This window comes from Cryobacterium sp. TMT2-14, from assembly GCF_004402465.1.
Lineage (GTDB): Bacteria > Actinomycetota > Actinomycetes > Actinomycetales > Microbacteriaceae > Cryobacterium > Cryobacterium sandaracinum.
Map to the genome: position 1 here is coordinate 13,818 of NZ_SOFV01000043.1, position 23,469 is coordinate 37,286.

Genomic DNA, 23,469 nt, shown 5'->3' on the forward strand with positions numbered 1-23,469 from the left:
TATCGTTCGCGACGTGATGGCGAAACCAGGATCAATCTTCTTTCCACCGTCTGGGAGGCGCCTGTGCCCACCCTGCCGCGCGGTAATGTTGACCCCATTGCCGTCGCCTTGCACCAGGACGACGCCCCTGAATCCGAGGAGAACCAGATGTCCGTCGGCCTGCTCGCCGTTGTCGATGACATACTCACCGCCGCTCTCAAAGCTAGCGCGAAGACCGCAGGCGTCGTGATCGACGATGCGGCCGTCACGCCTCAGTACGTTCAGGGACTGTCACCGGCGCGCGAGCTTCCCATCGTGTGGCGGATCGCTCTCGGTAGCCTGTTCAACAAATTCGTCATCATCATCCCGCTCGCACTACTCCTCTCCGCCTTTGCGCCGTGGGTGTTGCCGTGGCTGCTGATCATCGGCGGTACCTATCTGTGTTTCGAGGGTGCGGAGAAAGTCACCGAGTGGTTCGGAGTTCATCACGGCACTGACGACACTGAGATGCGAGATGAGCGAAAGCTCGTCTTCGGTGCTATTCGCACCGACCTCATCCTCAGCACAGAGATCATGCTCATCGCACTGGCGGGTCTCGATCCCGATTTTGGCATCTGGATGACGCTCGGCGCCTTGGTCGTGATCGGCCTGGGGATGACGGCGCTCGTCTACGGTGCGGTCGCCCTGCTGGTCAAGATCGACGACATCGGGCTGACGCTGATGAAGCACCCGGTACGACGGGTCAGACGCACCGGTGCGCGCATTGTGCGATCGATGCCGGCCGTGTTCCGAGTGATCAGCGTCATCGGCACGGTCGCCATGTTGTGGGTAGGAGGCCACCTGGTGATCGTGAACCTGAACGACACGATCTGGAGCGTTCCCTACGACGTTCTGCACGCCGTGACGCAGGCGGTCGAACCTGCCGGACCCATCATTGCCTGGGTCACCGACACCGCGATGTCGCTCGTTTTCGGGCTCATTCTCGGCCTGATCATTGTCGCGGCCCTGTCCGGGATCTCGCGCCTTCGCAAGCAGAATCGGTCCCACCGCGTAACGGCCTGACCCCGTCGCCGGCTGGCAAGCCGCAATCAGCATGAAACGAGGATGTCCCGGTGCAGTTCTCCCTGTGGGTGGCCCTTGTCGGCGCGGGCACTCTGATCAGCTTCACGCCCGGTGCGGGGGCGATCAACACCATGAGCAACGCTCTCAACGCGGGCTTTCGCCGCTCCATCTGGGGAATCCTCGGCCAGCAGGCCGCGCTTCTCATCCACATCGTGATCGTGGCACTCGGTGTCGGTCTGCTCGTGGCCGGTTCTCCGATCGCCTTCAACGTCATTCGCTACGCGGGTGCCGCCTACCTCGTCTACCTGGGCATCCGTCAGTTTCTGGCCAAGCCGGAACTCGATGGCGAGCGCACCCGGGCCCTGAGCGATGAGCCCCGCTGGTCGATGTTCCGACGCGGGCTGTGGGTGAACATGCTCAACCCCAAAGCGATCGTGTTCTTCCTCGCGTTCCTGCCTCAGTTCATCCGGGTGGACAGGCCGATGCCGACCCAGTATCTGATCGTCGCGGCCACCGTCGTTGCGATCGACATTCTGGTGATGTGGTTCTTCTTCGCCGGAACAGCGCATTCATTCGCGCGATTCACCCGCGACGATCACGGCCAGCGCGTGTTGAACCGCGTCTTCGGTGTGCTCTTCGTGGCTGTCGGCGTGCTGCTCGCGGTCCTCCACTGAGGAATCCAAACCACCGGTTGAAGGTGTTTTTCGCAGCCGGGTGAGCAGCCGAAAAATCACATACCAAGACCACTAGGCTGTTCGAAGATCGTCCCATTGGCACCTCGGACGTGATCGAGCGCAAGGAGCACAGATGACGCCTGCCGTGGACGCCGACCTCGTGATACTAGGTGGTGGACTCGCCGGTCTCACGCTGGCCGCCCGGCTGGCCCGAGTACGTTCCGGTTTGCGCGTCGTGGTGCTGGAACCCCGCACGGCCTATCAGGACGACCGCAGCTGGTGCTTCTGGCGACCGGAACAGCACGACCTGTCACACCTGGTCTCACGAAGCTGGAAGACCTGGACCTTTTCGGATGCGGCGGGCCTCACCGTTCGGCATCGGGTACCCGGGCTGGCCTACCAGTACATTCGGGGCAGCGATTTCTACGCGAGCGCGCAGGCCGACATCGCCGAGTCTGCGAACGTCGACCTGCGCCTCGGCGTGCACGCCCAGACGGTCGACGCAGTCCCCGGCGGCGTTCGGGTTGAGACGAACGCGGGCCCCCTACTGGCCCGTCAGGTGGTTGACACCCGACCACGGGCCGCCGAGTCGATGCTGTACCAGAGCTTCGTGGGCTTCGAACTGGAGCGTGAGCATCCGTTGCCGTTCGAGCTCGGCGAGGTCACGCTGATGGGGTCGCTCGACGCCGACGCCGAGGGTTTGAGCTTTGTGTACGCCCTGCCCCTCGGCCGGAACCGCGCGATCGTCGAGTGGACCCGCTTCGGCACGGCGCCGATAGAGCGGGAGCGCCTGGTCGGCGAGCTCGACGAGGTACTCACCGGGCTCGGCCTGGCCGACGCCCGCCGGGTGCGCACCGAGGGTGGCGTGCTGGCCATGGGTCTGGGCCGGCAGACGGCGTCGCCGATCCCCGGGGTCGTGCACGCCGGCAATGCCGGCGGGGCGCTGCGGGCTGCCTCGGGCTACGGGTTCCTGCGCATTCAGCGCTGGGCTCAACTCTGCACGGAGAGCCTGCTCGCTGGCCAGGGGGCGGTGGGCCACCCAGACGAACCTCGGGCGAGGCGCGCCTTCGATCGCATCTTTCTGCAGGCCGTTCGGGCGCATCCGGAACGCACCGCGGAGTATTTTTTCGCCCTCGCCCGCGGCGTTGCCCCCGCCGCGCTGGTACGCTTTCTCAGCGACGGCGCCCGACCCACGGACTACGCACGCATCATCGCGAGCCTGCCGTGGACCCCTTTTCTTGCCCAGGTGGCCGCGCCTGCGGCGTTCAGCCCGGCACAGACCCTGCCGGCCACAAGACCGACGCCGACCACAGAAACCAGCGTGCAGCGATGACCGATCAGACCACTCCTCCCCGTAGCGAGGCCGCCCGCGTCACGCCGCGGCGGCGGCGCGTGCCCGCCGAGACGGTGGTGTTCTCCAGCCTGGCCCTGGTCATTCTGGCCGTGGTCGGACTGGGCATTCCCATGCCCTCGCCCACGGTTCAAATCGTGCTGCTGGGCATCCTCGCCGGTGTGCTGGGCCTGCCCCACGGCGCTCTCGATCCACTGATCGCGCGCCGGGCTGGGCTGTGGCGCACTCCGCTGGGCTTCGCCGGGTTCAACGCGGTCTACATTCTGGTCGTGGTCGGCGTGGTGCTGCTCTGGCTGGTCGCGCCCGTGCTGAGCCTGGTCGCGTTTTTGCTCGTGTCGGCGCTGCACTTCGGCTCCGATTGGAATGCGGACCGGTCGGTCGGGCTGCGTTTTCTCGCCGGATTCGGGCTGCTCACCGTGCCCGCGCTGTCGCATCCTGACCAGGTCAGAGCAATCTACGTGGTGCTGTCCGGTGACGGAGGCGCAGTGGTGGCCAGCGTGCAGGAGTGGCTCGGGCCGATCGCCGTGGCAGGTCTGATGATCGCTGCCCTGGTCGCCCTGCGACACCGGCCGAGCGAGAGCGTTGAGATCGTGCTCGCCACAGTGCTCGGCCTGGCCACAGAACCGCTGGTCTTCTTCGTGCTGTATTTCTGCGCACTGCACAGTTTTCGGCACTTGAAGGGAGGATTCCAGGAGGAGCGGGGCGGCGGACGGCAGACGGCCCTCCTGGTCGTGGTCTACACCGTGGTCCCCCTCCTCGCGGTAGCGGTCTTCCTCGTCGCGTTCGGCCCCGGCGGCGTTCTCAGCGAGCAGATCCTGCAGCTGGTGTTCATCGGTCTGGCAGGGCTCACCGTGCCGCACATGATGGTGGTGACCTACGAAATTCGTCAGCGACGAGCAGCTGGTGCGGTTCTGCTGTGACATCTCCTGCCCGTGCCGAGCGGAACTGTGGTCAGCACTGCGTCGCCCACCAGGGTAATGCCCCCATTCGAGGAGGTCCAGATCTCGGTCGGCTTGCTCGCCGTAGTCGATGACGTACTTACCGCCGCCCCCACGGCGAGTGCTAAGACCGCAGGAATCGTCATCGACGACGCGGCCGTCACCCCACAGTACGTTCGGGTTTTCACACCGGCACGCGAACTCCACGCTGTCAGGCAGATCGCACTCGGCAGCCTGTTCAACAACTTCATCATCATCCCGCTCGCACTGCTCCTTTCCGCATTCGCACCATGGGTGTTGCCGTGGCTGCTGATCATCGGCGGCACCTATTTCTGCTTCGAGGGTGCGGAGAAAGTCACCGAATGGTTCGGCGCCCACCATGAGGCTGACGACACTGAACCGCGGGATGAGCGAAAACTCGTCTTCGGCCCTACTCGCACCGACCTGATCCTCAGCACAGAGATCATGCTCATCGCACTGGCGGGTCTCGATCCCGATTTCGGGACCGGTTTGACGCTCGGCGCCCTGGCGGTGATCGGCCTCGGCGCGCGCATCGTGCGGTCAATGCCGGCCGTGTTCGGGCTCATTCTGGGCCTGAGCATTGTCGCGATCTTTTCCGGAGTGTCGCACTTTCTGGAACGGAATCGGACAGACCGCGTAGCGGCCTGACGAGAGCCTCGCGGGCGTCGGCGTGCTGCTCGCCGTCATCCACTAAGAATCTGAGGATGCTTCTGCGTCTACCCGGGCTGCGAACTCCTCCATGCCTGTGGCGATGTTCTCTTGTCGAGAGTCGTCATCTTCGGGGTTGTCAGGAGCGTCATACGGCCAAGACATGTACACGTTGGGGTCGATCACGAGGAACGCGGCCAGCGAGCTGCTCGGGACCGCTTCATAGTCGCGCACCTGCTCGTCTGACTGGTCCATGCCCATCCAGGCGATACCCGTGTTTTCTGGCAGGACAACCCAGCCTTGACCGCGGAACACCTCGGCGAGATCTGGTGGGACGCTGGCATGCACCTGAGCGAAACCGCGGGTGGTGAGGGCCGGTGCGAGAGTGTTGAGGAGTTCCCGGCACACCTGCGCGGATCCACCGGTGATCAGCAACTCGAAGACGGCGGTGCCGTGATCGCTGACGATTGCATCGTCGATGTCATCGTCGGTGGAGTCTTCGTCGAGCTGATTTTCGTCAACGTAGCTGTCCGGTTCGGTGACAAGAGCGCCGAGAAGCCGGCCGTCATCGGTTTCGGCGACGAGGGCCAAAGCCATGGACTCAATTTGGAGTTCGATGGTGTCGTCGAAATAGATCTCAGGCGCGTCATCGACTTCGGCCTGCGGGTGTTCAGCGAACAACGCGACGAAAGCGGTCCGATGCTTCTTATTGAGGCGTCGGACTCGGAAGCTCAGTTTCTCGCTCATGCTTGAGCCTCTCGACGATGTTCTGCGTGCTGTCATGCTCCGGTATCGGAACAATCGAATTTATCATGCGGGCCAGAGCAACATTGGCACTCCGCTCCACACCCCCGCTCGTCCTGACGCTCATCGTCAGGGAAGCATACTTCCACTTCTATTTCTTGATCTCATGCCGAGACGAAGAGTTTTCGCATGGCTCCAAGGTAGCCCGCTGCCAATGAACGTGGCTACTGTGGCGAGACGTTCGTCTTGCGACCCGAGCGGGGCGAGAAAAACAGAATCGAGACCGATCATGGGAAAACTCGACGGCAGGATCGCGCTGGTGACAGGCGGTTCCGTGGGTATGGGCGCGGCGGATGCGACGCTGCTGGCAGCAGAGGGAGCCCGGGTCATCGTGGCCGACATAGCCGATGACGCCGGACAGGCGCTGGCGGATTCGATTGGCGGCGTCTACCGACACCTCGACGTGGCAGACGAGGCGCAGTGGAAGCAGGTGGTGGCCGACGTCGACTCCACCGTCGGTCACATTGACATCCTCATCAACAACGCCGGAATCGTCGCGTTCACGCCTGTTGCCACCACAGAGTTGGAGGAGTGGAACCGCGTCATCGGCATCAATCTGACCGGAGTCTTTCTAGGCATCCGCTCGGTCGCTGAATCAATGAAAGCTGCCGGCGGAGGCGTCATCGTCAACGTGTCGTCCACCGCGGGAATCATGGGCTACTCCAACCTGAGCGCCTACGTTGCCAGCAAGTGGGGAGTGCGCGGACTTACAAAAGCCGCGGCCCTGGATCTCGGCGCTGACAACATCCGCGTAGTCTCGGTGCACCCGGGCGGCATCCGTACACCGATGACCGCCGGTATGGAAAGTTTGGAGATGTACGCGGGGCAGCCGATCCCGCGCATTGGCGAGCCTGAGGAGGTGGCGAAGCTGATTCTGTACCTGGTCGCCGACGCAACCTACTCCACCGGCACCGAATTCATCGCCGACGGCGGTGCGACGGTTGGGCAAGTCCTGAACGTGTGAGCGTCAGGTCGCCGGTTTCGACCCCTGCGGAGTGACGACCACCTTGCCGAGCGCACACCCTTGTCTGAGGGCAGGGACGCCCATCCGGCGCCCGGTCAGCAGGCCAAGCGCAACGCCGATCGTCGCGACCCCAGAAGCGTGGGCACTGCTCCGCCAACGCAGAAATAGCGGCCGTCCGAAGCAAGCGCCTACCGTGACTGAATAGTCCAACTCGACGATTTGCTGCTTCAGTCGCTTTGTCTCGGCCTGCGCGTCAGAGGCCATTTTCGAAAGGATGGCACAACACGGTCGGGCAGATGATGGGATTTCGATGGGAAGTTTTTTTGGGATTTTCCATCTTCTCGGTATTGCGGTTTGCTCTCCGTGCCGCTTGGATGCTGGAGATGAACGGTTCTCATGTCCCGAGTCAATGATGCGCCGGTTGTCGCGGTTCCCGTCTCCCGTGCGACAGGGGTTATGGTCGCGGTGCTCCGCGTCGGTGTGGCACTGATGTGGATCCAGAATGTCGCCTGGAAGATCCCTCCGGACTTCGGCCGAGCACAGGAGAACGGACTTTACTTCTGGGCGAGCCAGGCGATCGCCCATCCTGTTCTACCGCCCTACTCCTCACTCGTCGAAGCCGTCATCCTGCCCAATATCGAGGTCTTCGGGTGGTTCACCCTCCTCGTCGAAGGCGGACTCGGGGCTTTTCTGCTCATCGGCCTCGCCACGCGTTTCTGGGCTGTCGTCGGCATCGGCCAGACCCTGGCAATCACGCTTTCAGTACTTTTCGCCCCGAACGAATGGCACTGGTCGTACTATCTCATGGCGCTCGCTCACCTCGCGATCTTCGCGACCGCAGCTGGGCGAAGCTATGGAATCGACGGTGTCCTTCGCCAGCAGTGGGTGCAATCCTCAGGGCGCGCGGCCCGACTGATGATGAGGCTGTCATGAGGCGATCACCAGCCGGCTCGAGCGCCTTCGACCGCGCTAGCGTCCTTCTCGGCCTGGCCTCACTTGTGTTTGCGGGCTTTGTGTTCGGCGCCCAGCTTCCGACCGAATTCGACTTCGTGCACATCGGGGCAACTGGTGCTGTCGTTCTATTTGTGAGTGGCACACTCGCCATCGCCGGCGGTACCACTCGGCGCCCCGCGCTCTACGCTGCCGCCGGTGTTCTGCTGACCGTCGCCGCGCTCGCGCAACTCGCAGGGCTCGCGGCGTCTTTCAGGCCGCTGGGGGGCGACGCCTCTACCATGGCGGTCACCGGTGGTCTCGGCCTCGGGCTTCTCATGCTCGCCCGCGCTGTCCGTTCGCTCATTCGCACCCACGATTCCGACGAAAGGTAAGCCGTAATGGACCTGAATTCACGCGTTCAGCCCGTGCTCGACGTTGCACGAACTCACGCCCACGCAGTAGATGCGGATGGGCGTTTTCCACATGAGGCCGTCGCGGCCCTGCGCGAGTCCGGTTTGCTCGGACTCACTCTGCCCACTGAGGTTGGTGGTCTTGGTGCGGGGCCACGCGAGCTCGTCGAGGTCATCAGCCAGCTTGCGGGAGCGTGCGGGTCGACCTCCATGATCTATCTGATGCATGTGAGCGCTTCCATGCCCGTCGCAGCCGCACCGCCAGCGGGGATGCCCGCACTCCTCGAGGATCTCGCCAGCGGTCGCTCTCTTGCCTCCCTCGCGTTCTCTGAAGCGGGTTCCCGCTCACACTTCTGGACTCCGGTGTCGCGCGCGACCTCGACGTCAGACGGAATGCATATTTCGGCGAAAAAGAGTTGGGTGACCTCCGCAGGCCACGCGGATGTCTACATCATCTCTACCGGGACTGCGGATGCCGAGACCGTCGACCTGTTCGCGGTCCCGGCAGATAGCCCGGGGCTCAGCGTTGACCGGCCGTGGAGCGGTATGGGATTGCGTGGGAACTCCTCGAGCCCGATGACCATCGACATGGATTCTTCCGAGGGATTCCGTCTCGGGACGGCCGGTAGCGGATTCGGGCTCATGATGAGTTCTGTTTTGCCGTGGTTCAATCTCGGCAACTCGGCTGTGTCTATCGGGCTCAGCCGTGCGGCCGTCGACGCAGCGGTGAGGCATACGGTGGGAACCCGGCTGGAGCATCTCGACCAAAGCCTGTCAGCGCTACCGACAATTCGGGCGCAGTTGGCGAAGATGTCAATCGATCTCGCGAATGCGAGCGCGTACCTTGATCGGGCCGCTGGTCGCGTGGCTGACCCGCAGGAGGATACCCCCCTATTCGTGCTCGGCAGCAAGGCATCATCGAACGATGCCGCACTGCGAATTACGGATGCCGCGATGCGCGTCTGCGGCGGTGCGGCGTTCTCGGAGCACCTGCAAATAGATCGGTACTTTCGCGATGCCCGCGCGGGCCACGTGATGGCTCCGACATCCGATGTGCTCTATGAGTTCTACGGCAGGGCGATCACTGGCCGCCCACTTTTCGACGCCCCGGAAACCGTCGCAGCACCCGCCGCCCAAACTCGTGACACTGCCTCTACGGGTGCTGCAGCGTGAGTGCGCCCCTGATCATCGGCTCCGTTGCGTACTCTCCCAATGTCGTACCCATCTGGGAAGGGATGCGAGACTACTTCGCCGAGACCTCAACGCCGATCGACTTCATGCTGTTCTCAAATTATGCGAGTCTGGTGGACTCCCTCATCACGGGAACAATCGATCTCGCGTGGAATACCAACCTGGCCTGGGTGCGCACTGTCGCCCAGACGGATGGAGCATGCCGTGCACTCGCGTCCCGGGATACGGACCTTGTGTTCCAGACGGTGTTCGTCGCCCGAGCAGGCAGCGGTTTCACCGGGCTGGAGAGTCTTCGTGGACGTCGACTTGCCCTGGGGTCACGCGATTCAGCGCAAGCCGCCATCCTTCCCGTACATTTCCTGCGTGAGGCGGGGATCGGCGAAACGGATGTCGATCTCACTCGCATCAATAGCGATGTCGGGAAACACGGTGATACGGGCAGGAGCGAACTCGACGCCCTTCGCGCGGTGCTCGAGGATCGGGCGGATGCTGCGGCGATCGGCATCAACACGTGGCAAGCGATCGGTCGCGGTGAGCTCCTCCCCGGCGCGTTCGAGTCCTTCTGGATCTCCCCCGAGTACAGCCACTGCACCTTCACCGCCATGCCGTCGCTGACGATCGACCGGTCGGACGAGTGGGTGGCAAACCTATTCGCGATGGACTGGGAGAACCTCGAACATCAGCGAATCCTCGAGATGGAAGGCCTGCGGGCGTGGGTGTCGCCGAAACTTGACGGGTATGCCTCGCTCATCGCGGCCGTGCGGGAACAGAAAGTATCGGACCGCTGGTGACCGCGAGCCCTCCGGTAGGCGCGGGCCTGCTCCTCGACCTGGTCGAGAACGTGAGCCGGGTGGCAACAGGCCGTACGGCTTCTGTCGACTTCGGGACATGCGATCGGGAGGCCGCCCTGGAACTCATCTCAGCGTGGTGCCTTTCGAGTGGGAATGAGATCGTCAGCATGGTGGGGTCGGCCATCACCGTGCTCCACGGCCGCTCGCCCGACCCGCTCGCCGGGCTCGATCCCGGTCAGCTCCCAGGATCCCGGGTCTGGGTATACACCAATTTCGATTGCAATCTGGCTTGCGACTATTGCTGCGTTCGGTCGTCTCCGAAGGCAGAGCGGAGAGCCATCGGAATGGATCGAGTCCGGCAGATCGCGCACGAGGCTGCAGATGCCGACGTCAAAGAGCTCATCCTCACCGGCGGAGAGCCGTTCTTGCTGAATGACCTCGACGAGTTGGTCAATGCCTGCACGAACAAACTGCCCACGACGTTGCTCACCAACGGCATGCTTTTTCACGGCAGGCGGCGCGAGCGCCTGCGTCGAATGGACCGCTCCCAGCTCGTGCTGCAGATCAGTCTCGACTCTGCCACATCCGAGATCCATGACAGCCACCGCGGCTCCGGGTCCTGGGCCAGGGCCGTCGCGGGCATCCAAATCGCACACGACGAGGGATTTCGAGTCAAGGTCGCAGCCACTTTGCCGGCCGACCAGATGCACGAACTCGCGCCGTTTCACGCCTTTCTCGATACTCTCGGTATCCTGCGGGACGACCAGGTAATCCGCGCACTCGCCCACCGCGGAGTCGCTGAATCCGGCATAGAACTGACCGTTGACTCGCTCATACCCGAGGTGACGATCACCGCCGACGGCGTTTACTGGCATCCCGTTGCCGCCGACCACGACGACCAATTCGTAACGGAAAACATCTTCCCGCTTGCAGATGCGATCGCTGAAGTGACCCGCCGATTCATCGCGCATCGCCGTTCCGCCAACGCAATCTCGGAATGGTTCCCCTGCGCGTGACCGTATCGGCTCGGCGAGCATCCGCGTGGTCTCGGTTCACCCGGGCGGCGAATTCAGGTGGTGTGTGCAACACCGGTTTGATTTGTTCGATTCGAGATTAGTATGGCGAGGTCTTCTGCGGGCGTTCGGTAGCCGTGGCGTGTGCGGGGCCGGCGGTTGAGCTCGGCGGCAACGTTCTCGAGGATCCCGGACCCTACGGCCTCTGGTGGGACCCTCCGGCCTCTGCGGTCGCTGTGTTGCCCGCCCTGACCGCAACGCGGCGGCAACTTCCAAGCGCAACGATCCACGACCTTGAACGTAGCGGGCCTGGTAGATCGTCTCGTGTGACACCTGCATCTCCAGATTCTTCGGATGCTCGACTTTCAGTCGACCCGCAACCTGTTCCGGGCTGAACCGATCAGTGAGCATCACGGTGACCTGTTCCCGTAACGCTAATCCGTCCAGCTTCCGGGCTCTTGGCCGCCGAGCCCTTGCCCAGGTCTGCTCCTGCGCGAGCGAGGGCACGTAGCGGCCGGCGGCCTGTTTTCTGGTCACCTCCCGACTGATCGTCGACGGCGCCCGGCCCAGTGCCGCTGCGATGCGACGCACCCCGTGACCCCGGGCGAGCTGGAATCCGATCTCTTCTCGCTCTCGCAACGATCAAAGTCCGACACGGGCGACACTGAAATCCTGAACCGGTGATGGCAGCACCTTCTGATGCTCGCTTAACCACCGATACCCAGTAGGACGCGACACCCCCGCGGCCTGCGCCGCGACGGCGACCGACAGCCCCGCGTCCACCCCCTCCCAAAGCCCCGTCTTCCCGGTCCATCTTTCCAGTACAGAGGACGTCCATTCTCCCTGGAAAAGCTAGCCCCAGCGCCACGAGTGGCCTACCTTGGGGACGAGCGGAATACCCCGGAGGCCAATTCGCTACCGCCGTATGTCGGCGGGCACCGCTATCGAGTAAGGAAGCTCACCGTGGCATACAACGTCGCCCAGAAACTCATCGCGTCGCACCTGGTCTCCGGGGAGATGGTGCCGGGGACCGAAATCGGCCTGCACATCGACCAGACCCTCACCCAGGACGCGACCGGGACCCTGGTCATGCTGGAGTTGGAGGCGCTGGGACTGGATCGCGCGCGCACGGAGGTTTCCGTGCAGTACGTCGACCACAACCTGTTGCAGGCCGACAGCAAGAACGCGGAGGACCACGACTTTCTCCGCTCCGCCTGCCAACGGTTCGGCCTGTGGTTCTCGAAGGCCGGGAACGGGGTGTCGCACCCCACGCATATGCAGCGGTTCGGCATCCCCGGCAAGACGATGGTCGGCTCCGACAGCCACACCCCGGCCGCCGGCTCGCTGGGGATGCTGGCCATCGGCGTCGGCGGCACCGAGGTGGCCCTGGCCATAGCCGGCGAGCCCTTGTACATCAGGATGCCCGAAATCTGGGGCGTGAAGCTCACCGGACAACTGCCGCCGTGGACCAGTGCCAAAGACGTCATCCTCGAAATGCTGCGCCGGCACGGCGTCAAGGGCGGCGTCAACCGGATCATCGAATACTACGGCCCCGGCCTCGCCACCCTGACCGCGATGGATCGGCACGTGATCGCCAATATGGGCGCCGAACTGGGCGCGACCACCACCGTTTTCCCGGCCGACGCTCAGGTGCAAACCTTCCTGCGCGCCGAACAGCGCGAGCAGGATTTCACCGAACTGCTCGCGGACGAGGATGCGACCTACGACGTGACCGGGGAGATCGATTTGGCTTCTATCGTGCCGTTGATCGCGCTTCCCAGCTCGCCCGGCAACGTCGTGCCGGTGCGCGAAGTGGCGGGGCGCCCGGTGGGACAGGTCGTGATCGGGTCGTCCGCGAATCCGGGCCTGCGCGATTTCGCGATCGTGGCCGCGATCACGAAGGGGCGGCAGTCATTCCCCGGCCTGTCCCTCGACGTGAATCCCAGCTCCCGGCAGATTCTGCAGGACATGACCATCATGGGGGCCACCCTGGATCTGATCGGGGCGGGGGCTCGACTGCATCAGTCCGGCTGTATGGGTTGCATCGGCATGGGCCAGGCCCCAGCGAATGGCAGCATCAGCCTGCGCACGATGCCGCGCAACTTTCCCGGCCGCTCGGGCACCCAGGAAGACTCGGTCTACCTATGTTCGCCGGAGACGGGGGCCGCCGCCGCGCTGACGGGACAGATCACCGATCCGCGGGACCTGCCCGGGCTCTTCGGCTTGGAATATCCCCAGATCACACTTCCGGCGGTGTCGAGCGTGAACCTGGCGATGCTCGAGAAGCCCTTACCGCCGGAGGAATCCATAGCGGTGCACCTGGTCAAGGGCGAGAACATCTCCTCGTTGCCGGTCTTCGGACCGCTCTCCGAGCACATCGAGGCACCTGTCGCCCTGATCGTGGGCGATGACATTTCGACGGATGAGATCCTGCCGGCGGGTGCGCGCGTGCTCCCTTTCCGCAGCAACGTCCCCAAACTCGCCGAATTCACCTTCGACCAAGTCGACCCGACCTACCCGACTCGCGCTGCCCAAACCCGAGATACGACCGGCCACATGATCGTCGCCGGTGCCAACTATGGGCAGGGCTCCTCGAGGGAGCACGCCGCGATCACCCCGCGCTTCCTAGGATTAAGGGTGGTGCTGGCGGTCTCGTTCGCACGCATCCACTGGCAGAACCTGGCCAACTTCGGCGCGCTGGCGCTCCAGTTCGCGGATGCGGCCGATCACGATCGCATCGCGCAGGATGACGTGCTCGTGCTCGACGGGATTCGTGAGGCGCTCTCGAACGGAACGGAGATCCTCGTGCGCAACACAACCCGTGATGAGATCTACTCCGTGCGCCACGAACTCTCGACCCGGCAGATCGAGATGCTCCTCGTCGGTGGCCTCATCCCGTGGCTGCGCACCCGGAGCGCGCGCGGAGCCGCCGTTCCTGAGGAAACCAAATAGGCCCGCAAAGTGTCATTTTGCGGCAAATTTTCATTCTGTGACGGTAACCGCATCCAGTGCCCGACCGATCTCAATATCGCATCTGACGGTGAGTACCAGACCAGCCACGAGGGCGTGTCCGGCGCCGGTGATGCCAGCCGGGGACAGTCGCTCATCGTCTGGGCCTTCGCTGAAGGTCGCGCCGCAGCAGCCGTCGATCGTTTCTTGCAGGTGAGACGCAGCTGCCCTCCCCAAGCCAACGGACCACCCCTTCGCCATCTAATTGACTTTCAACCCAACGGCGGCACTATGCGCCTAGGCCGCGCGGAAAACGGAGATCAACAAGCATGAGATCCTCGAAAATCAGCAGACTCCACGCGCTGGCAGCGTGGCCGGCTCCGAACTGAGAACGGGCGGCACCGACCAGCCACGCGCGGCAATCACAGCACCGTTGACACGCGCACAGCGGTAGCGGAGCATGAGGGAAATGGAAGTTGAGAACGACATGCAAAAGAAGTCGCTCACCGCACTCGTGCGCCACCATCTCAATCACGCACGGGACGCATCCAGCGGTCGCAGCGCGGAGACCGTTTACGGCGGCCACGTGCACGTCCTCCGGCAAACGCTGATCGCGCTCCGTGCCGGGCGACGCCTTGGAGAACACGACAACCTGGCTGAAGCAACCGTGCAGGTCCTCGAGGGGCGGGTCGTTCTCACCTCGGGTGGCGCATCGTGGTCTGGATGGCGCGGGGACCTGATCACGATGCCGCCGGGCCGCAACTCGCTGGAGGCTGTCGAAGACGCGGTCATCCTGCTCACCGTGGCGAAGCTCATCGCTCCGGCGCGGCGTCCTCCGCCGATTGCACTCGGCAAGCCGACGGCAGATGGGGGCCGTGACGGGACGACCGAGGGGGCGGACACCATCGTGCTCGACGCCCGCACCATCCCGCACGCCATCCGGCACGCGGCCGTCTTCGGCGCGCTCGACGCCGTTGTGCCGGGGTTCGCCCTGGACGTGATCGAACCGCACGACCCCCAACGGATGCTGGCGGAACTTCAGCAGAGCCAGCCAAACACTTTCGACGTGAGCTACATCGAACGAGGCCCGGAGCTCTGGCGGGTGCGTTTCAGCCGCGCTTAACCGACAGAGCCGACCGGTGAATTCAAGGAAGTTGTTGGTGGCCAGGAGGCGTTCGATCTCTTGGCGGCCGTCATCGCGCCAAGTAAGTCCGTTCCACTCCAAATATTTCCCCACCTTGACCGCCAGAATCGTCAACAGCACGCGGCACGCTGAGGAGCAACCAAACCACCCGCATTTCCAGTCAGGAGAACCGAATTCCCGTGGAGTAAACGCGATGGGGAGACCATCCCTGCGGATGATCTCCCCGGAAACCGTGTGAATGGCGACTAGCTGAAGGAATCTCCACAGGCGCAACTGCTGCCCGCGTTCAACAGTGGAGACCCAGGCAGATCAGTCACCAGCTGCGGATCGATTTTCCGGGACAGCCCGAGATGAACGTCGTGCACGAAAGTATCTATCGGGCTCTGTATTCGCCGCACGCAAACGGGCTGTCCCGGGGAATGGCCCGTCACCTCCGAACCGGGCGCCGCGGGCGTCCGACCCACCGTCACACGACGAAACGGCGTTCGAGGTTCTCCGGTCCGCTGCTGGGCGAGCGCCCCGTTGAGGTCGACACCCGACTGGTTCCCGGCCATTGCGAAGGCGACCTCGTCTGCGGAACCTTTAACCGTTCAGCCATTGCGACCCTCGTGGAACGCACCACTGGCATGCTCCTGCTCGTGCACCTGAACGGCAAACGCGACGCCGCCACCGTCCGTGAACGCGTCGGTCAGGCCATGTCAGGGCCGCCGGCGCACCTACGAAAATCATTGACCTGGGACCAGGGTTCGGAAATGGCTGAATGTCTGCAGTTTCAGACCGAGACGAACATCCCGGTCGCCATGCTGATTTCCTGGTGTCGGGATATCTCCGCTCCCTGATCCCAGGTCGTCGAGGGGCGCAGCCTGCGTCGCGACGGCCACCGACAGCCCCGCGTCCAACTCCTCCCAAAGCGACAAACGAACGCTCAAAGGCGACAACGGTCGAGCCAACAACAACACCCCACAGAGCTCAGGGTGTTGCGCTCACCACCTGAACTCGCCGACGACCTCATTGGCGTGATGTCCACCTTGCCGACGGCACGCCCTTCTCGGGTCATCATTGTCGACGTAGCGTAGGCGGGTGATTCCCGGCGGCACGGCCGACAAGCTGCACGACCCCTCGTGCAATTCATCGCGTCGCTGGCCGCCGGGGTTACCTGCATCTGGGGTCAGGAAGACGATGTGGAGCGCTCCTGTTTATGGGAGGACATGCCCAGCGGTCGTGAAGAGGCGGTACCACTCCTCACGGCTGAGCGGAATTTCGGACCCTGCGGCAGACTCCACCACTCGCGCGGGCTTGGTCGTCCCCAGGACCACCTGAATGTTGGCCGGGTGCCTGGTGATCCAGGCGACCGCGATCCCCGTCGGCGTGACCCCGTGGGCGGCGGCGATGTCATCGAGGGCGTCATTGAGCGGGCCGTAATTCTCCCGGTCGCCCACGAACACGCCGTCGAAGATGCCGCTCTGGAATGGCGACCAGGCCTGCAGGGTGATGTCGTTCAGTCTGCTGTACTCGAGGAGCCCGTTGTCGCGGTCAATCGACTGGTCCAGCCCTGCCATGTTGGCAGCAACTCCCTGCGCGATCAACGGTGCGTGGGTGATGCTCAGCTGCACCTGGTTGAAGGCCAGCGGCTGGTTGACCGAACGCTTCAGCAGTTCGATCACCCCGGGCGTCTGGTTGGAGACACCGAAGTTGCGCACCTTTCCCGCGGCGTGCAGCGCGTCGAACGCCGCAGCAACATCCTCGGGCTCGACCAGAGTGTCCGGACGGTGCAGCAGCAAGATATCCAGGTAGTCGATGTTCAGCGCCGCGAGAGACTCGTCGACCGAGCGGAGGATGTGCTCCTTGGAGAAATCGAAAAAGCCCTGACGGATGCCGACCTTTGACTGTATGATGACTGCCTCACGCTCTGCGTCCGTGAACGTGACCGCGTCACCGAACCGCTTTTCGCAGCCGTGCGCGCCACCGTAGATATCGGCGTGATCAAAGAAGTTGATGCCGGCATCCCGCGCGGTGCCGACGAGAGCGCGGATCTCCTCATCGTCCATGTCCGAGATCCTCATCATCCCGAGAATGACATTGGATGCCTGCAGATTTGTACGCGGAGGGTTGTATATCTTCATCAGACCATCCTGCCCTACTTCGAATTTTTGCCAGCTCGCGCTCAAAGAAAAACCAAGGGGGAAGAGGGAGCCGAAAACCGAGTGAACTTTGCACCGTCAACGGACGCATGGAATCGTCAAAAGTGGTCGAGAGCGTGTTGGATCTGTCTTCACAAACAGCACTCACCTTGGGCCATCGCCTAGGTGGTGGTGAACCGATCTACTCGAAGAAGGTTTTCTGAGAAAGACCGGCGGCGTTTGCGGACGAGAAGAAGTCCCGTCAGGAAGAGCAGAGTCGCGAGAATTATCGGTTGGCCAGGATCGGCGCCCGTGGCTGCGAGAGATCGACCAGCATCGACTGGCGGGCCGCCTACCACGCCGACCTTCACTGTGACAGTGGCGGTGTCGCAATTGCCGTCAACGTCACAAACTTTGTAGGTGAAGGAGTCGGTGCCGGTGTAGCTGGAGTCGGGCGAATAAGTTACCTCTCCGACATCAGGGTCAACATCGACGGTGCCGTGGCTGGGTCCGGCAACGATCGAGACCGAAGTCGGGTCAAGATCACCATCACGGTCAGTGTCATTGTCGAGGACATCGATGACTACTGGTTTGCCGGTAGTCGTGGTCACGTCGTTGTCTGCAGCAACTGGTGGCGTACTGGTTGCCGGAGGAGCCGTAACCCTGACTGTGACGATTGCGGTGTCGCAACGGTCTGTGGTGTCGCAGATCTCATACGTAAACGTATCGGTCCCCGTGTACAACGAGTCCGCGGTGTATCTGATCTCACCAGAAACAGGGTCGACCGAGAAGGCACCGTGTGATGGCGCCACAGTCACCGACACGGTCGTGACATCGAGATTTGCGTCGACGTCCGAATCGTTGTCCGCGACATCAATCACTAATGTGACACCGGAGACGGCCGGCGAGCTGTCATCAACAGCCACCGGCGAAGACTGAACCACCGGAACTGCAGTGACGTTGAGGGTCACCGTGGCGGTGTCACACACCGGTCGACCATCACAAATGCGGTACTCGAACGAGTCCGAGCCGACATACGAACCCGACGGCGTGTACGTGACAACACCCGTGGTCGCGTTGACCGACGTCGTCCCGTGGGCAGGCGGTGTCGTGACCACGACCGATGTCAGATCCAGGTCGCCATCAACATCAGTGTCATTCGCCGGAACATCAACCGTACGGGCCACCCCAGAAGTCGCCGCAAACGGCCCATCATCAACAGCCACCGGCGAAGACTGAACCACCGGGTTCGTGGCGGTGACGGACTTGGTATACGTGCCGAGATCGGAGTTGTAGTGGTACGAGGAGCCCGAATAGTCGTAGATGTTTGCATTGACAAGACCGGTACCTGGAGCTTTTACCAAGGCTGTGACCGTGACCACGATCGAGTTGCCGCCTGCCTTGCCCGTCCCTAGACAGGACCTGTAGGACCCACTTGTCGTAACCGGGTCCCATGTGCACGCGTTGGCGTAGAAACCGGCGGTCGGCGGACCGCCAGCCCCTGTTTCTGGCTGCGTATAGGTGCCAGTCACGGACAGAATTTCAAAAATGGTGCCGTCAAGTGAGGGCCCAGCGGACAGCTGCTCGTAACCCTGTGTGGCAGTCTTTCCCGTCAGTGAGTAGCTGACTGTCTGACCGACAACAACATTTGTCGGTCCTGTCACGGAGGTCACTGCGTTGCGGTTTTGAGAGACGAGCTTCTCAACGTAAATCTCGCGTGTCGTCGGGGTGCTCACGGTGGTGACTCCCGGGGCCGCAGCCGAAATCGTGAAGCCACGTTTGGCGTTGTAGGCCGCCGCATCGCGTGTGATCTCGACCGTCCACCATAGCTTCGTGCACGAATTGGCAGCGATAGCGGGAACACTTTTTGTCGCAGTGCTGTCGAGATTGATGTAGGTATTGGCAGTCGTCCAATTCCATGCCACGTCAACACCGCTAACCGCCGTGCCGGTTACGTTGCATACCTTGGCACCAACCGAAAACTGGTTGGGCCCTGACGTAACACTGTTGCTGTCCAACCCGACGACGTTCCACTCGGTGGGGGTGATCGTTAGCGAATTAGTAGCGGCAGAAGCGGGTGAAACGCACACAGCGAGAATAATGGCGCTCAGGGCCGTGATCGCACCAACGCGAAATTTGACAGGAATCAAGACAGGGGCCTTTTGCTAGTCGGGTTTCTCGAGGGTGCAAGTTCCTCCGAGCAAGACCATGCCGCCGCTAGGTGTCGGTGGCGAGATCTTGAAGATCCTGTCAATAAGGGTCCGGACTGTACATACCCCAGTTAGGGACTGTGCGGAAGCCGGATTGAGCCAAACACATCGCATCCGACGAGACCGGTGGAACACCGCTACGGGCCCGACGGTCTCGGTATGGGCCACATACTGCCCGAGGGGGCGATTCGCTTAGCATTTAAGATAATCCGACGCGCGTGAACAGGGGCAAACTTGAACCAACCTCCGAGCGATCTCAAGACTTTTTTCGACCGGGCCGATTGGATGCGCAACTTCAGCAAGCCGTCCGAGCCCGAGTACCCGAATCCGTTCGACCCGGCACAATTGAACCATGACCCCGCTCCCCCGCAGCACCCCCGAGGCCGAGGGAATCTCCTCCGCCGCCATTCTCGATTTCATCGCCGCGGCGGAGGCGCAGCTCGAGAGCCTGCACAGCCTCATGGTCGTTCGACACGGTTGCGTCATTGCGGAGGGCTGGTGGTATCCCTTCGCGGCGCAGCATCCGCACCTCATGTTCTCGGTGAGCAAGAGCTTCACCTCGACCGCCGTCGGGCTCGCCATCGGCGAGGGCCGGCTCACATTCGACGACCTCGTCGTCGACCTGCTACCAGACGACCTGCCCAAGCAGATCCACCCGCACCTGGCCGCGCTGACTGTGCGCCATCTGCTCACCATGACCACGGGGCATCCGACCGATACGGTGTCCCTCGCCGACGACTCGCACGGTGACAACTGGGCGCGCACCATCCTGGCCCAGCCCCTCGAGTTCGCGCCGGGCACCCACTACGTCTACAACAGCGGCGCGAGCTACCTGCTCTCGGCGATCCTGCAGCGGCTCACCGGAGAGCGTCTGTTCGACTACCTCACCCCGCGGCTGTTCGACCCGCTCGGCATCATCGGCGCCACGTGGGAGTCCTGCCCGCGCGGCATCGACGCCGGCGGCTGGGGGCTCTCCCTCACGACCGAGCAGCTCGCGACCTTCGGCCAGCTGCTGCTGCAACGCGGCGAATGGAACGGCACGCGACTCGTGCCGGCGGAGTGGATCGACGAGGCCACCCGGGTGCAGGTGGACACGTCGGGCACCGAGCACGACGTCGACGGCCGTCAGGGCTACGGCTACCAGTTCTGGCGGAACCGGCCGACCGGTTACCGCGCTGACGGAGCGTTCGGTCAGGTCTGCCTCGTGCTTCCAGAAACGGATGCCGTGGTCGTGCTGACTGCGGCGCTCCCGACCGCGCAGCGCGCGCTCGATCTCGTCTGGGAACACCTGCTGCCCGCTTTCACCGACCAGCCGCTCGCAGAGATACCGAGTGGTCTTGCCGGAAAGCTGGCGGGCCTCACCCTGCCGACCGTCGTGGGCGAACCCACGTCACAGACGGCGGCGCGGGTGGCGGGCGTCCGCTTCGACTTCGACGATGCGGACGTGACCGCGGTAACTTTCGAGCCGGGACTGCTCACGATCATCCGTGGCGGCGTGGGCCGGCGGCTAGCCTTCGGCCACGGCGAATGGGTGGCATCCGCCGATGCCCGGGTACTGGCGAGCGGCGCGTGGGTCTCCCCCAGCACTCTGGTCGTGCGGGCGCACAACGTGGGCACGCCGTTCTCGCGCACGTACACGCTCGAGTTTCGGGATGACGCGTTGACCCTCGACATCGAGCAGAGCGTGGCGTTCGGGGATCCGCCCCCTACTCGCCTGGTCAGCCGGTAGCTGTGCAGATCCCCGTGGTTCCGTGCCTGAACGTGCCTGCATGATGGCGATCGTGAGGAGACACGGCCAACTACACGGCGTTCCGTATGAATCCGCGCAGATAGGCGCGAAGGACTGGATCACAGACATAGACGATTTCGTCGCGGACTGAAATTTCGTCCATGCCGCAAACCTAGCAGTGTCGAGTTCCATCGGACTTTGGCGGCAGATGCGAGGCCTTCCAGCGAAGCCTTGCCGCTGGCCAACTTCAGCCTGCCCACAATCGCCACTTATGGGTTCCGGGCCCGGAAGCCCCGGCGCGCTGGCCCGGAACGACCCGGCCGCTACCCCTCGATCCCGAGCTTCACGGATCCGCCAACCACATCCCGGTCCCCCAGCGGCTGCGCCGGCCGTGCATTGTGACTGTGTGCGCCTTCAAGTGTGCCGATCTGCTCCGCCAACATCGAGATCGGCGTGCTCGTCACGACCCACTGCACATCCTCGGTGCACGGCGGTGTGGTCAGACTGCCCGAGTACTCGTAGTTGTCCAGCGTCCGCGGCAGCACGGCCGCGATATCCATTGTCACGTCCTCGTCGTCAGCCATATGCGTGGCCCTGTCGATGAACGGCGCCAGGACGCCGGATGTTTACCCCTCGGCCACGAGGATGCCCAGCACCAGTGGATTGCCAGCCGCATCCGCGTGCACCAGGTGCAGCTCGGCCGCCGCCGGCTGGTCGTTCACGGTGTGCTCCGACGGCACGTGGGCGTGCATCTGCTGCAGACTGTACTCGTCGCCGGCGAAAGTCAGGGTCTCGCCCTCGCCGTCGGCCTCGAACTCCACCGCGTGCCCGGTGTCGAACACATCGGCCTCCGCGTCCTCCGCGCTCAGCTGGATGACCGAGCTCGGTGCGGGCATGGTCGCGGGCAGGTCGATCGAGGACTGGGCGGTGCCCGCGCCGCAGGCCGCGAAGCCGGGGTCCACCTCCGCCCACGATGCCGGTCCGCTCGCGCCGTCGCAAGACCATCGCGCCGGCTCCGCCACCGGTGGCTTGCTCGACTCCGGCGTGGGCTGGGCGCAGCCGACAAGGGTGATCGCGGCCACCATGAGAGCTGAGGTGATGAGCCAAGGTCGTGCGGACCTGGGAACTCCTGGAAAACGGCATAGAAAAACGCCACACCGAACATGTGGCGTGACCACTCTTGTGACAGAGCTGCTTTCCCGAATTATCCTCTCGCTGCACCCGGTCTACGGTCACCGCCGATCTCCTGCAGTGCGAAAGCACCTCGCCTGAAATCCCCACGCCCCTGCCGGACATCCCTCAGTATGAGAGTTGTGACCGACACCGATCGCGAGAAGCGAATGCATAACCTCGCCGTGCTCGTCGTCGACCCTGTGCGCCGCTATCTGCACCGACGCACCGACGCCGCGACGGCCGACGACGTGATCGGCGACACTCTGCTGGTGTGCTGGCGCCGCCTCGACGAGGTGCCCGACGACGCACTTCCCTGGGCGATCGTCGTCGCTCGACAGTGCCTCAGCAACGCTCAACGCGCCGAGCGCCGGCGCATCCGTCTCATCGGCCGCATCATTGCCATCGACCCGCCGCCGGCCGCTGCGGACGAGAACCCCGCAGCATCCACCGTCGATGGCGCCGCCAAGACGGCCCGCGTGACCACCGCCCTCGCCGGCCTGCGTCGAAACGACGCGGAGATCCTGCGGCTGTGGGCATGGGACGAGCTGAAAAGCCCGCAGATTGCCGTCGTGCTCGGCATCAGCGCGAACGCAGCGGCGATCCGCCTACACCGTGCGAAGGCTCGCCTCAAGCAGGAGCTACTGAAATCCGGCGACCCGACCGGACATGTACCGTACGACGAAGGGAGCGAAGATGCACGACGATGACCGTGCGCTGCGCGATCAGCTGCGTGCCGCCGATCCGGCCCGCACGCTGCCCCCTGCCTCGCCGACATGGCTCGACCACAGAATGGAGCAGATCATGACCGACCAATCCCCTATCACCACGACCGTCACCCCCACGGCGCCGCGACGCGCCTTGCGGCGGTGGATGCCGGTGGTCGGCATCGCCTCCGGCCTCGCCATCGCCGCCGCAATCGTCGTGCCCCTCGTCGTCGTCGGCCCGGAGCCCACCGTCGAGGCGTTGCAGCCTCCCATGGACGGAGGCCTCGCGAGCGGCAGCTGCCTCAGGCTCGAGCCGGCGACCGTCGCGGCGCAGGAGCAGGCGTTCGCCGCGACGGTGCTGCAGATCCAGGGCGACACCGTTCTGCTGGAGGTCAGGGAGCGCTTCGCTGGCGACGTCGCCGACCGCGTGGAGGTAACGCAGGTCGACGCGATGACCTCCGACTTCTCGGGCGTGCCCTTCGTGGTCGGCCAGAGCTACCTCGTCGGCGCAGTCGATGGAACGATCACCGGCTGCGGCGTCACCGGGGCCGACAGCGCTGAGCTTCGCGCGGTCTACGACGCAGCGTTCCCTGGCTGATCCACGCCCGCGAGCGGATGACGGGACCGGTGCCGGAATCGTCACATCTGGTTTCGGACCCCG

General features: G+C 63.7%; 23 protein-coding genes and 1 pseudogene. 18 read left to right on the forward strand and 6 right to left on the reverse strand.

The window, feature by feature from the left end; all coding sequences use genetic code 11:
- Positions 1-147: 147 nt before the first annotated feature.
- From E3O28_RS15015 to E3O28_RS15035, 5 genes are all read left to right on the forward strand, one after another.
- Positions 148-1,041 (forward strand): DUF808 domain-containing protein, encoded by an 894-nt coding sequence (locus E3O28_RS15015; RefSeq protein WP_104171245.1) that lies wholly within the window; start codon positions 148-150, stop codon positions 1,039-1,041.
- Positions 1,042-1,091: 50 nt separating this feature from the next.
- Positions 1,092-1,715 carry a LysE family transporter gene (locus E3O28_RS15020; RefSeq protein ID WP_104101588.1) on the forward strand — a complete coding sequence of 208 codons (624 nt, stop codon included), beginning with the start codon at positions 1,092-1,094 and terminating at the stop codon, positions 1,713-1,715.
- A gap of 133 nt (positions 1,716-1,848) precedes the next feature.
- A complete protein-coding gene (locus E3O28_RS15025) occupies positions 1,849-3,048 on the forward strand; it encodes a lycopene cyclase family protein (RefSeq protein ID WP_134416640.1) in 1,200 nt (399 codons plus the stop codon).
- Entirely contained in the window at positions 3,045-3,986 is a 942-nt protein-coding gene (locus E3O28_RS15030) for a Brp/Blh family beta-carotene 15,15'-dioxygenase (RefSeq protein ID WP_104101593.1), read from the forward strand. The genes E3O28_RS15025 and E3O28_RS15030 overlap by 4 nt, the downstream gene beginning before the upstream one ends.
- Before the next feature lie 57 nt (positions 3,987-4,043).
- On the forward strand, positions 4,044-4,673 hold the full coding sequence (locus E3O28_RS15035; protein WP_347232395.1) for a DUF808 family protein: 630 nt from the start codon (positions 4,044-4,046) through the stop codon (positions 4,671-4,673).
- 42 nt (positions 4,674-4,715) lie between these two features.
- Here the strand turns inward: E3O28_RS15035 and E3O28_RS15040 are convergent, their stop codons facing one another.
- Positions 4,716-5,420 carry a hypothetical protein gene (locus E3O28_RS15040; protein WP_134373454.1) on the reverse strand — a complete coding sequence of 235 codons (705 nt, stop codon included), beginning with the start codon at positions 5,418-5,420 and terminating at the stop codon, positions 4,716-4,718.
- Positions 5,421-5,706: 286 nt separating this feature from the next.
- Between E3O28_RS15040 and E3O28_RS15045 the strand changes: the two genes are divergently transcribed.
- From E3O28_RS15045 to E3O28_RS15055, 3 genes are all read left to right on the forward strand, one after another.
- Positions 5,707-6,441, forward strand: coding sequence for an SDR family oxidoreductase (locus E3O28_RS15045; protein WP_104101598.1), 735 nt, complete (start codon positions 5,707-5,709; stop codon positions 6,439-6,441).
- 396 nt (positions 6,442-6,837) lie between these two features.
- Positions 6,838-7,374, forward strand: coding sequence for a TQO small subunit DoxD (locus E3O28_RS15050; protein ID WP_134341957.1), 537 nt, complete (start codon positions 6,838-6,840; stop codon positions 7,372-7,374).
- Entirely contained in the window at positions 7,371-7,766 is a 396-nt protein-coding gene (locus E3O28_RS15055) for a hypothetical protein (RefSeq protein WP_134416642.1), read from the forward strand. The genes E3O28_RS15050 and E3O28_RS15055 overlap by 4 nt, the downstream gene beginning before the upstream one ends.
- An 18-nt stretch (positions 7,767-7,784) precedes the next feature.
- On the opposite strand, the gene E3O28_RS17090 is transcribed toward E3O28_RS15055, so the two are convergent.
- Positions 7,785-8,012: a hypothetical protein gene (locus E3O28_RS17090; protein ID WP_233191443.1), complete on the reverse strand. Its 228-nt coding sequence runs from the start codon at positions 8,010-8,012 to the stop codon at positions 7,785-7,787.
- A 348-nt stretch (positions 8,013-8,360) separates the two neighbouring features.
- On the opposite strand from E3O28_RS17090, the gene E3O28_RS17095 reads away from it, so the two are divergent.
- From E3O28_RS17095 to E3O28_RS15095, 7 genes and pseudogenes are all read left to right on the forward strand, one after another.
- Positions 8,361-8,957 (forward strand): acyl-CoA dehydrogenase family protein, encoded by a 597-nt coding sequence (locus tag E3O28_RS17095; protein WP_233191444.1) that lies wholly within the window; start codon positions 8,361-8,363, stop codon positions 8,955-8,957.
- Complete coding sequence (locus tag E3O28_RS15065) at positions 8,954-9,766, forward strand: PhnD/SsuA/transferrin family substrate-binding protein (protein WP_104101612.1); 813 nt, start codon at positions 8,954-8,956, stop codon at positions 9,764-9,766. Before E3O28_RS17095 ends, E3O28_RS15065 begins: the two co-directional genes overlap by 4 nt.
- Before the next feature lie 50 nt (positions 9,767-9,816).
- Entirely contained in the window at positions 9,817-10,782 is a 966-nt protein-coding gene (locus E3O28_RS15070) for a radical SAM protein (RefSeq protein ID WP_198411435.1), read from the forward strand.
- Positions 10,783-11,742: 960 nt separating this feature from the next.
- A complete protein-coding gene (locus tag E3O28_RS15080; RefSeq protein WP_134341953.1) occupies positions 11,743-13,731 on the forward strand; it encodes an aconitate hydratase in 1,989 nt (662 codons plus the stop codon).
- A 72-nt stretch (positions 13,732-13,803) separates the two neighbouring features.
- A pseudogene (gltD, locus tag E3O28_RS17100) lies at positions 13,804-13,997 on the forward strand (glutamate synthase); the annotation flags it as partial.
- Positions 13,998-14,197: 200 nt separating this feature from the next.
- Positions 14,198-14,851 carry a DUF2249 domain-containing protein gene (locus E3O28_RS17355; RefSeq protein WP_194087722.1) on the forward strand — a complete coding sequence of 218 codons (654 nt, stop codon included), beginning with the start codon at positions 14,198-14,200 and terminating at the stop codon, positions 14,849-14,851.
- A 278-nt stretch (positions 14,852-15,129) separates the two neighbouring features.
- Complete coding sequence (locus E3O28_RS15095; protein WP_134416648.1) at positions 15,130-15,711, forward strand: IS30 family transposase; 582 nt, start codon at positions 15,130-15,132, stop codon at positions 15,709-15,711.
- A gap of 357 nt (positions 15,712-16,068) precedes the next feature.
- Here the strand turns inward: E3O28_RS15095 and E3O28_RS15100 are convergent, their stop codons facing one another.
- Together E3O28_RS15100 and E3O28_RS15105 are read right to left on the reverse strand one after the other, a co-directional pair.
- The gene (locus E3O28_RS15100; RefSeq protein ID WP_104171202.1) at positions 16,069-16,995 is read right to left on the reverse strand and encodes an aldo/keto reductase; all 927 of its coding nucleotides are present in this window, start codon (positions 16,993-16,995) and stop codon (positions 16,069-16,071) included.
- Positions 16,996-17,174: 179 nt separating this feature from the next.
- Positions 17,175-19,142: a tandem-95 repeat protein gene (locus E3O28_RS15105; RefSeq protein WP_134416650.1), complete on the reverse strand. Its 1,968-nt coding sequence runs from the start codon at positions 19,140-19,142 to the stop codon at positions 17,175-17,177.
- A 412-nt stretch (positions 19,143-19,554) separates the two neighbouring features.
- Between E3O28_RS15105 and E3O28_RS15110 the strand changes: the two genes are divergently transcribed.
- Positions 19,555-20,931, forward strand: coding sequence for a serine hydrolase (locus tag E3O28_RS15110; protein WP_134416652.1), 1,377 nt, complete (start codon positions 19,555-19,557; stop codon positions 20,929-20,931).
- 323 nt (positions 20,932-21,254) lie between these two features.
- Here the strand turns inward: E3O28_RS15110 and E3O28_RS15115 are convergent, their stop codons facing one another.
- Both E3O28_RS15115 and E3O28_RS15120 read right to left on the reverse strand, forming a co-directional pair.
- Positions 21,255-21,515 carry a carbonic anhydrase family protein gene (locus E3O28_RS15115; protein ID WP_134416654.1) on the reverse strand — a complete coding sequence of 87 codons (261 nt, stop codon included), beginning with the start codon at positions 21,513-21,515 and terminating at the stop codon, positions 21,255-21,257.
- Between the two features lie 42 nt (positions 21,516-21,557).
- Positions 21,558-22,016, reverse strand: coding sequence for a carbonic anhydrase family protein (locus tag E3O28_RS15120; protein ID WP_134416656.1), 459 nt, complete (start codon positions 22,014-22,016; stop codon positions 21,558-21,560).
- Positions 22,017-22,244: 228 nt separating this feature from the next.
- On the opposite strand from E3O28_RS15120, the gene E3O28_RS15125 reads away from it, so the two are divergent.
- Both E3O28_RS15125 and E3O28_RS15130 read left to right on the forward strand, forming a co-directional pair.
- Entirely contained in the window at positions 22,245-22,811 is a 567-nt protein-coding gene (locus tag E3O28_RS15125) for a sigma-70 family RNA polymerase sigma factor (RefSeq protein ID WP_104101734.1), read from the forward strand.
- Positions 22,798-23,406, forward strand: coding sequence for a hypothetical protein (locus tag E3O28_RS15130; protein ID WP_134373423.1), 609 nt, complete (start codon positions 22,798-22,800; stop codon positions 23,404-23,406). Before E3O28_RS15125 ends, E3O28_RS15130 begins: the two co-directional genes overlap by 14 nt.
- Positions 23,407-23,469: the final 63 nt, after the last annotated feature.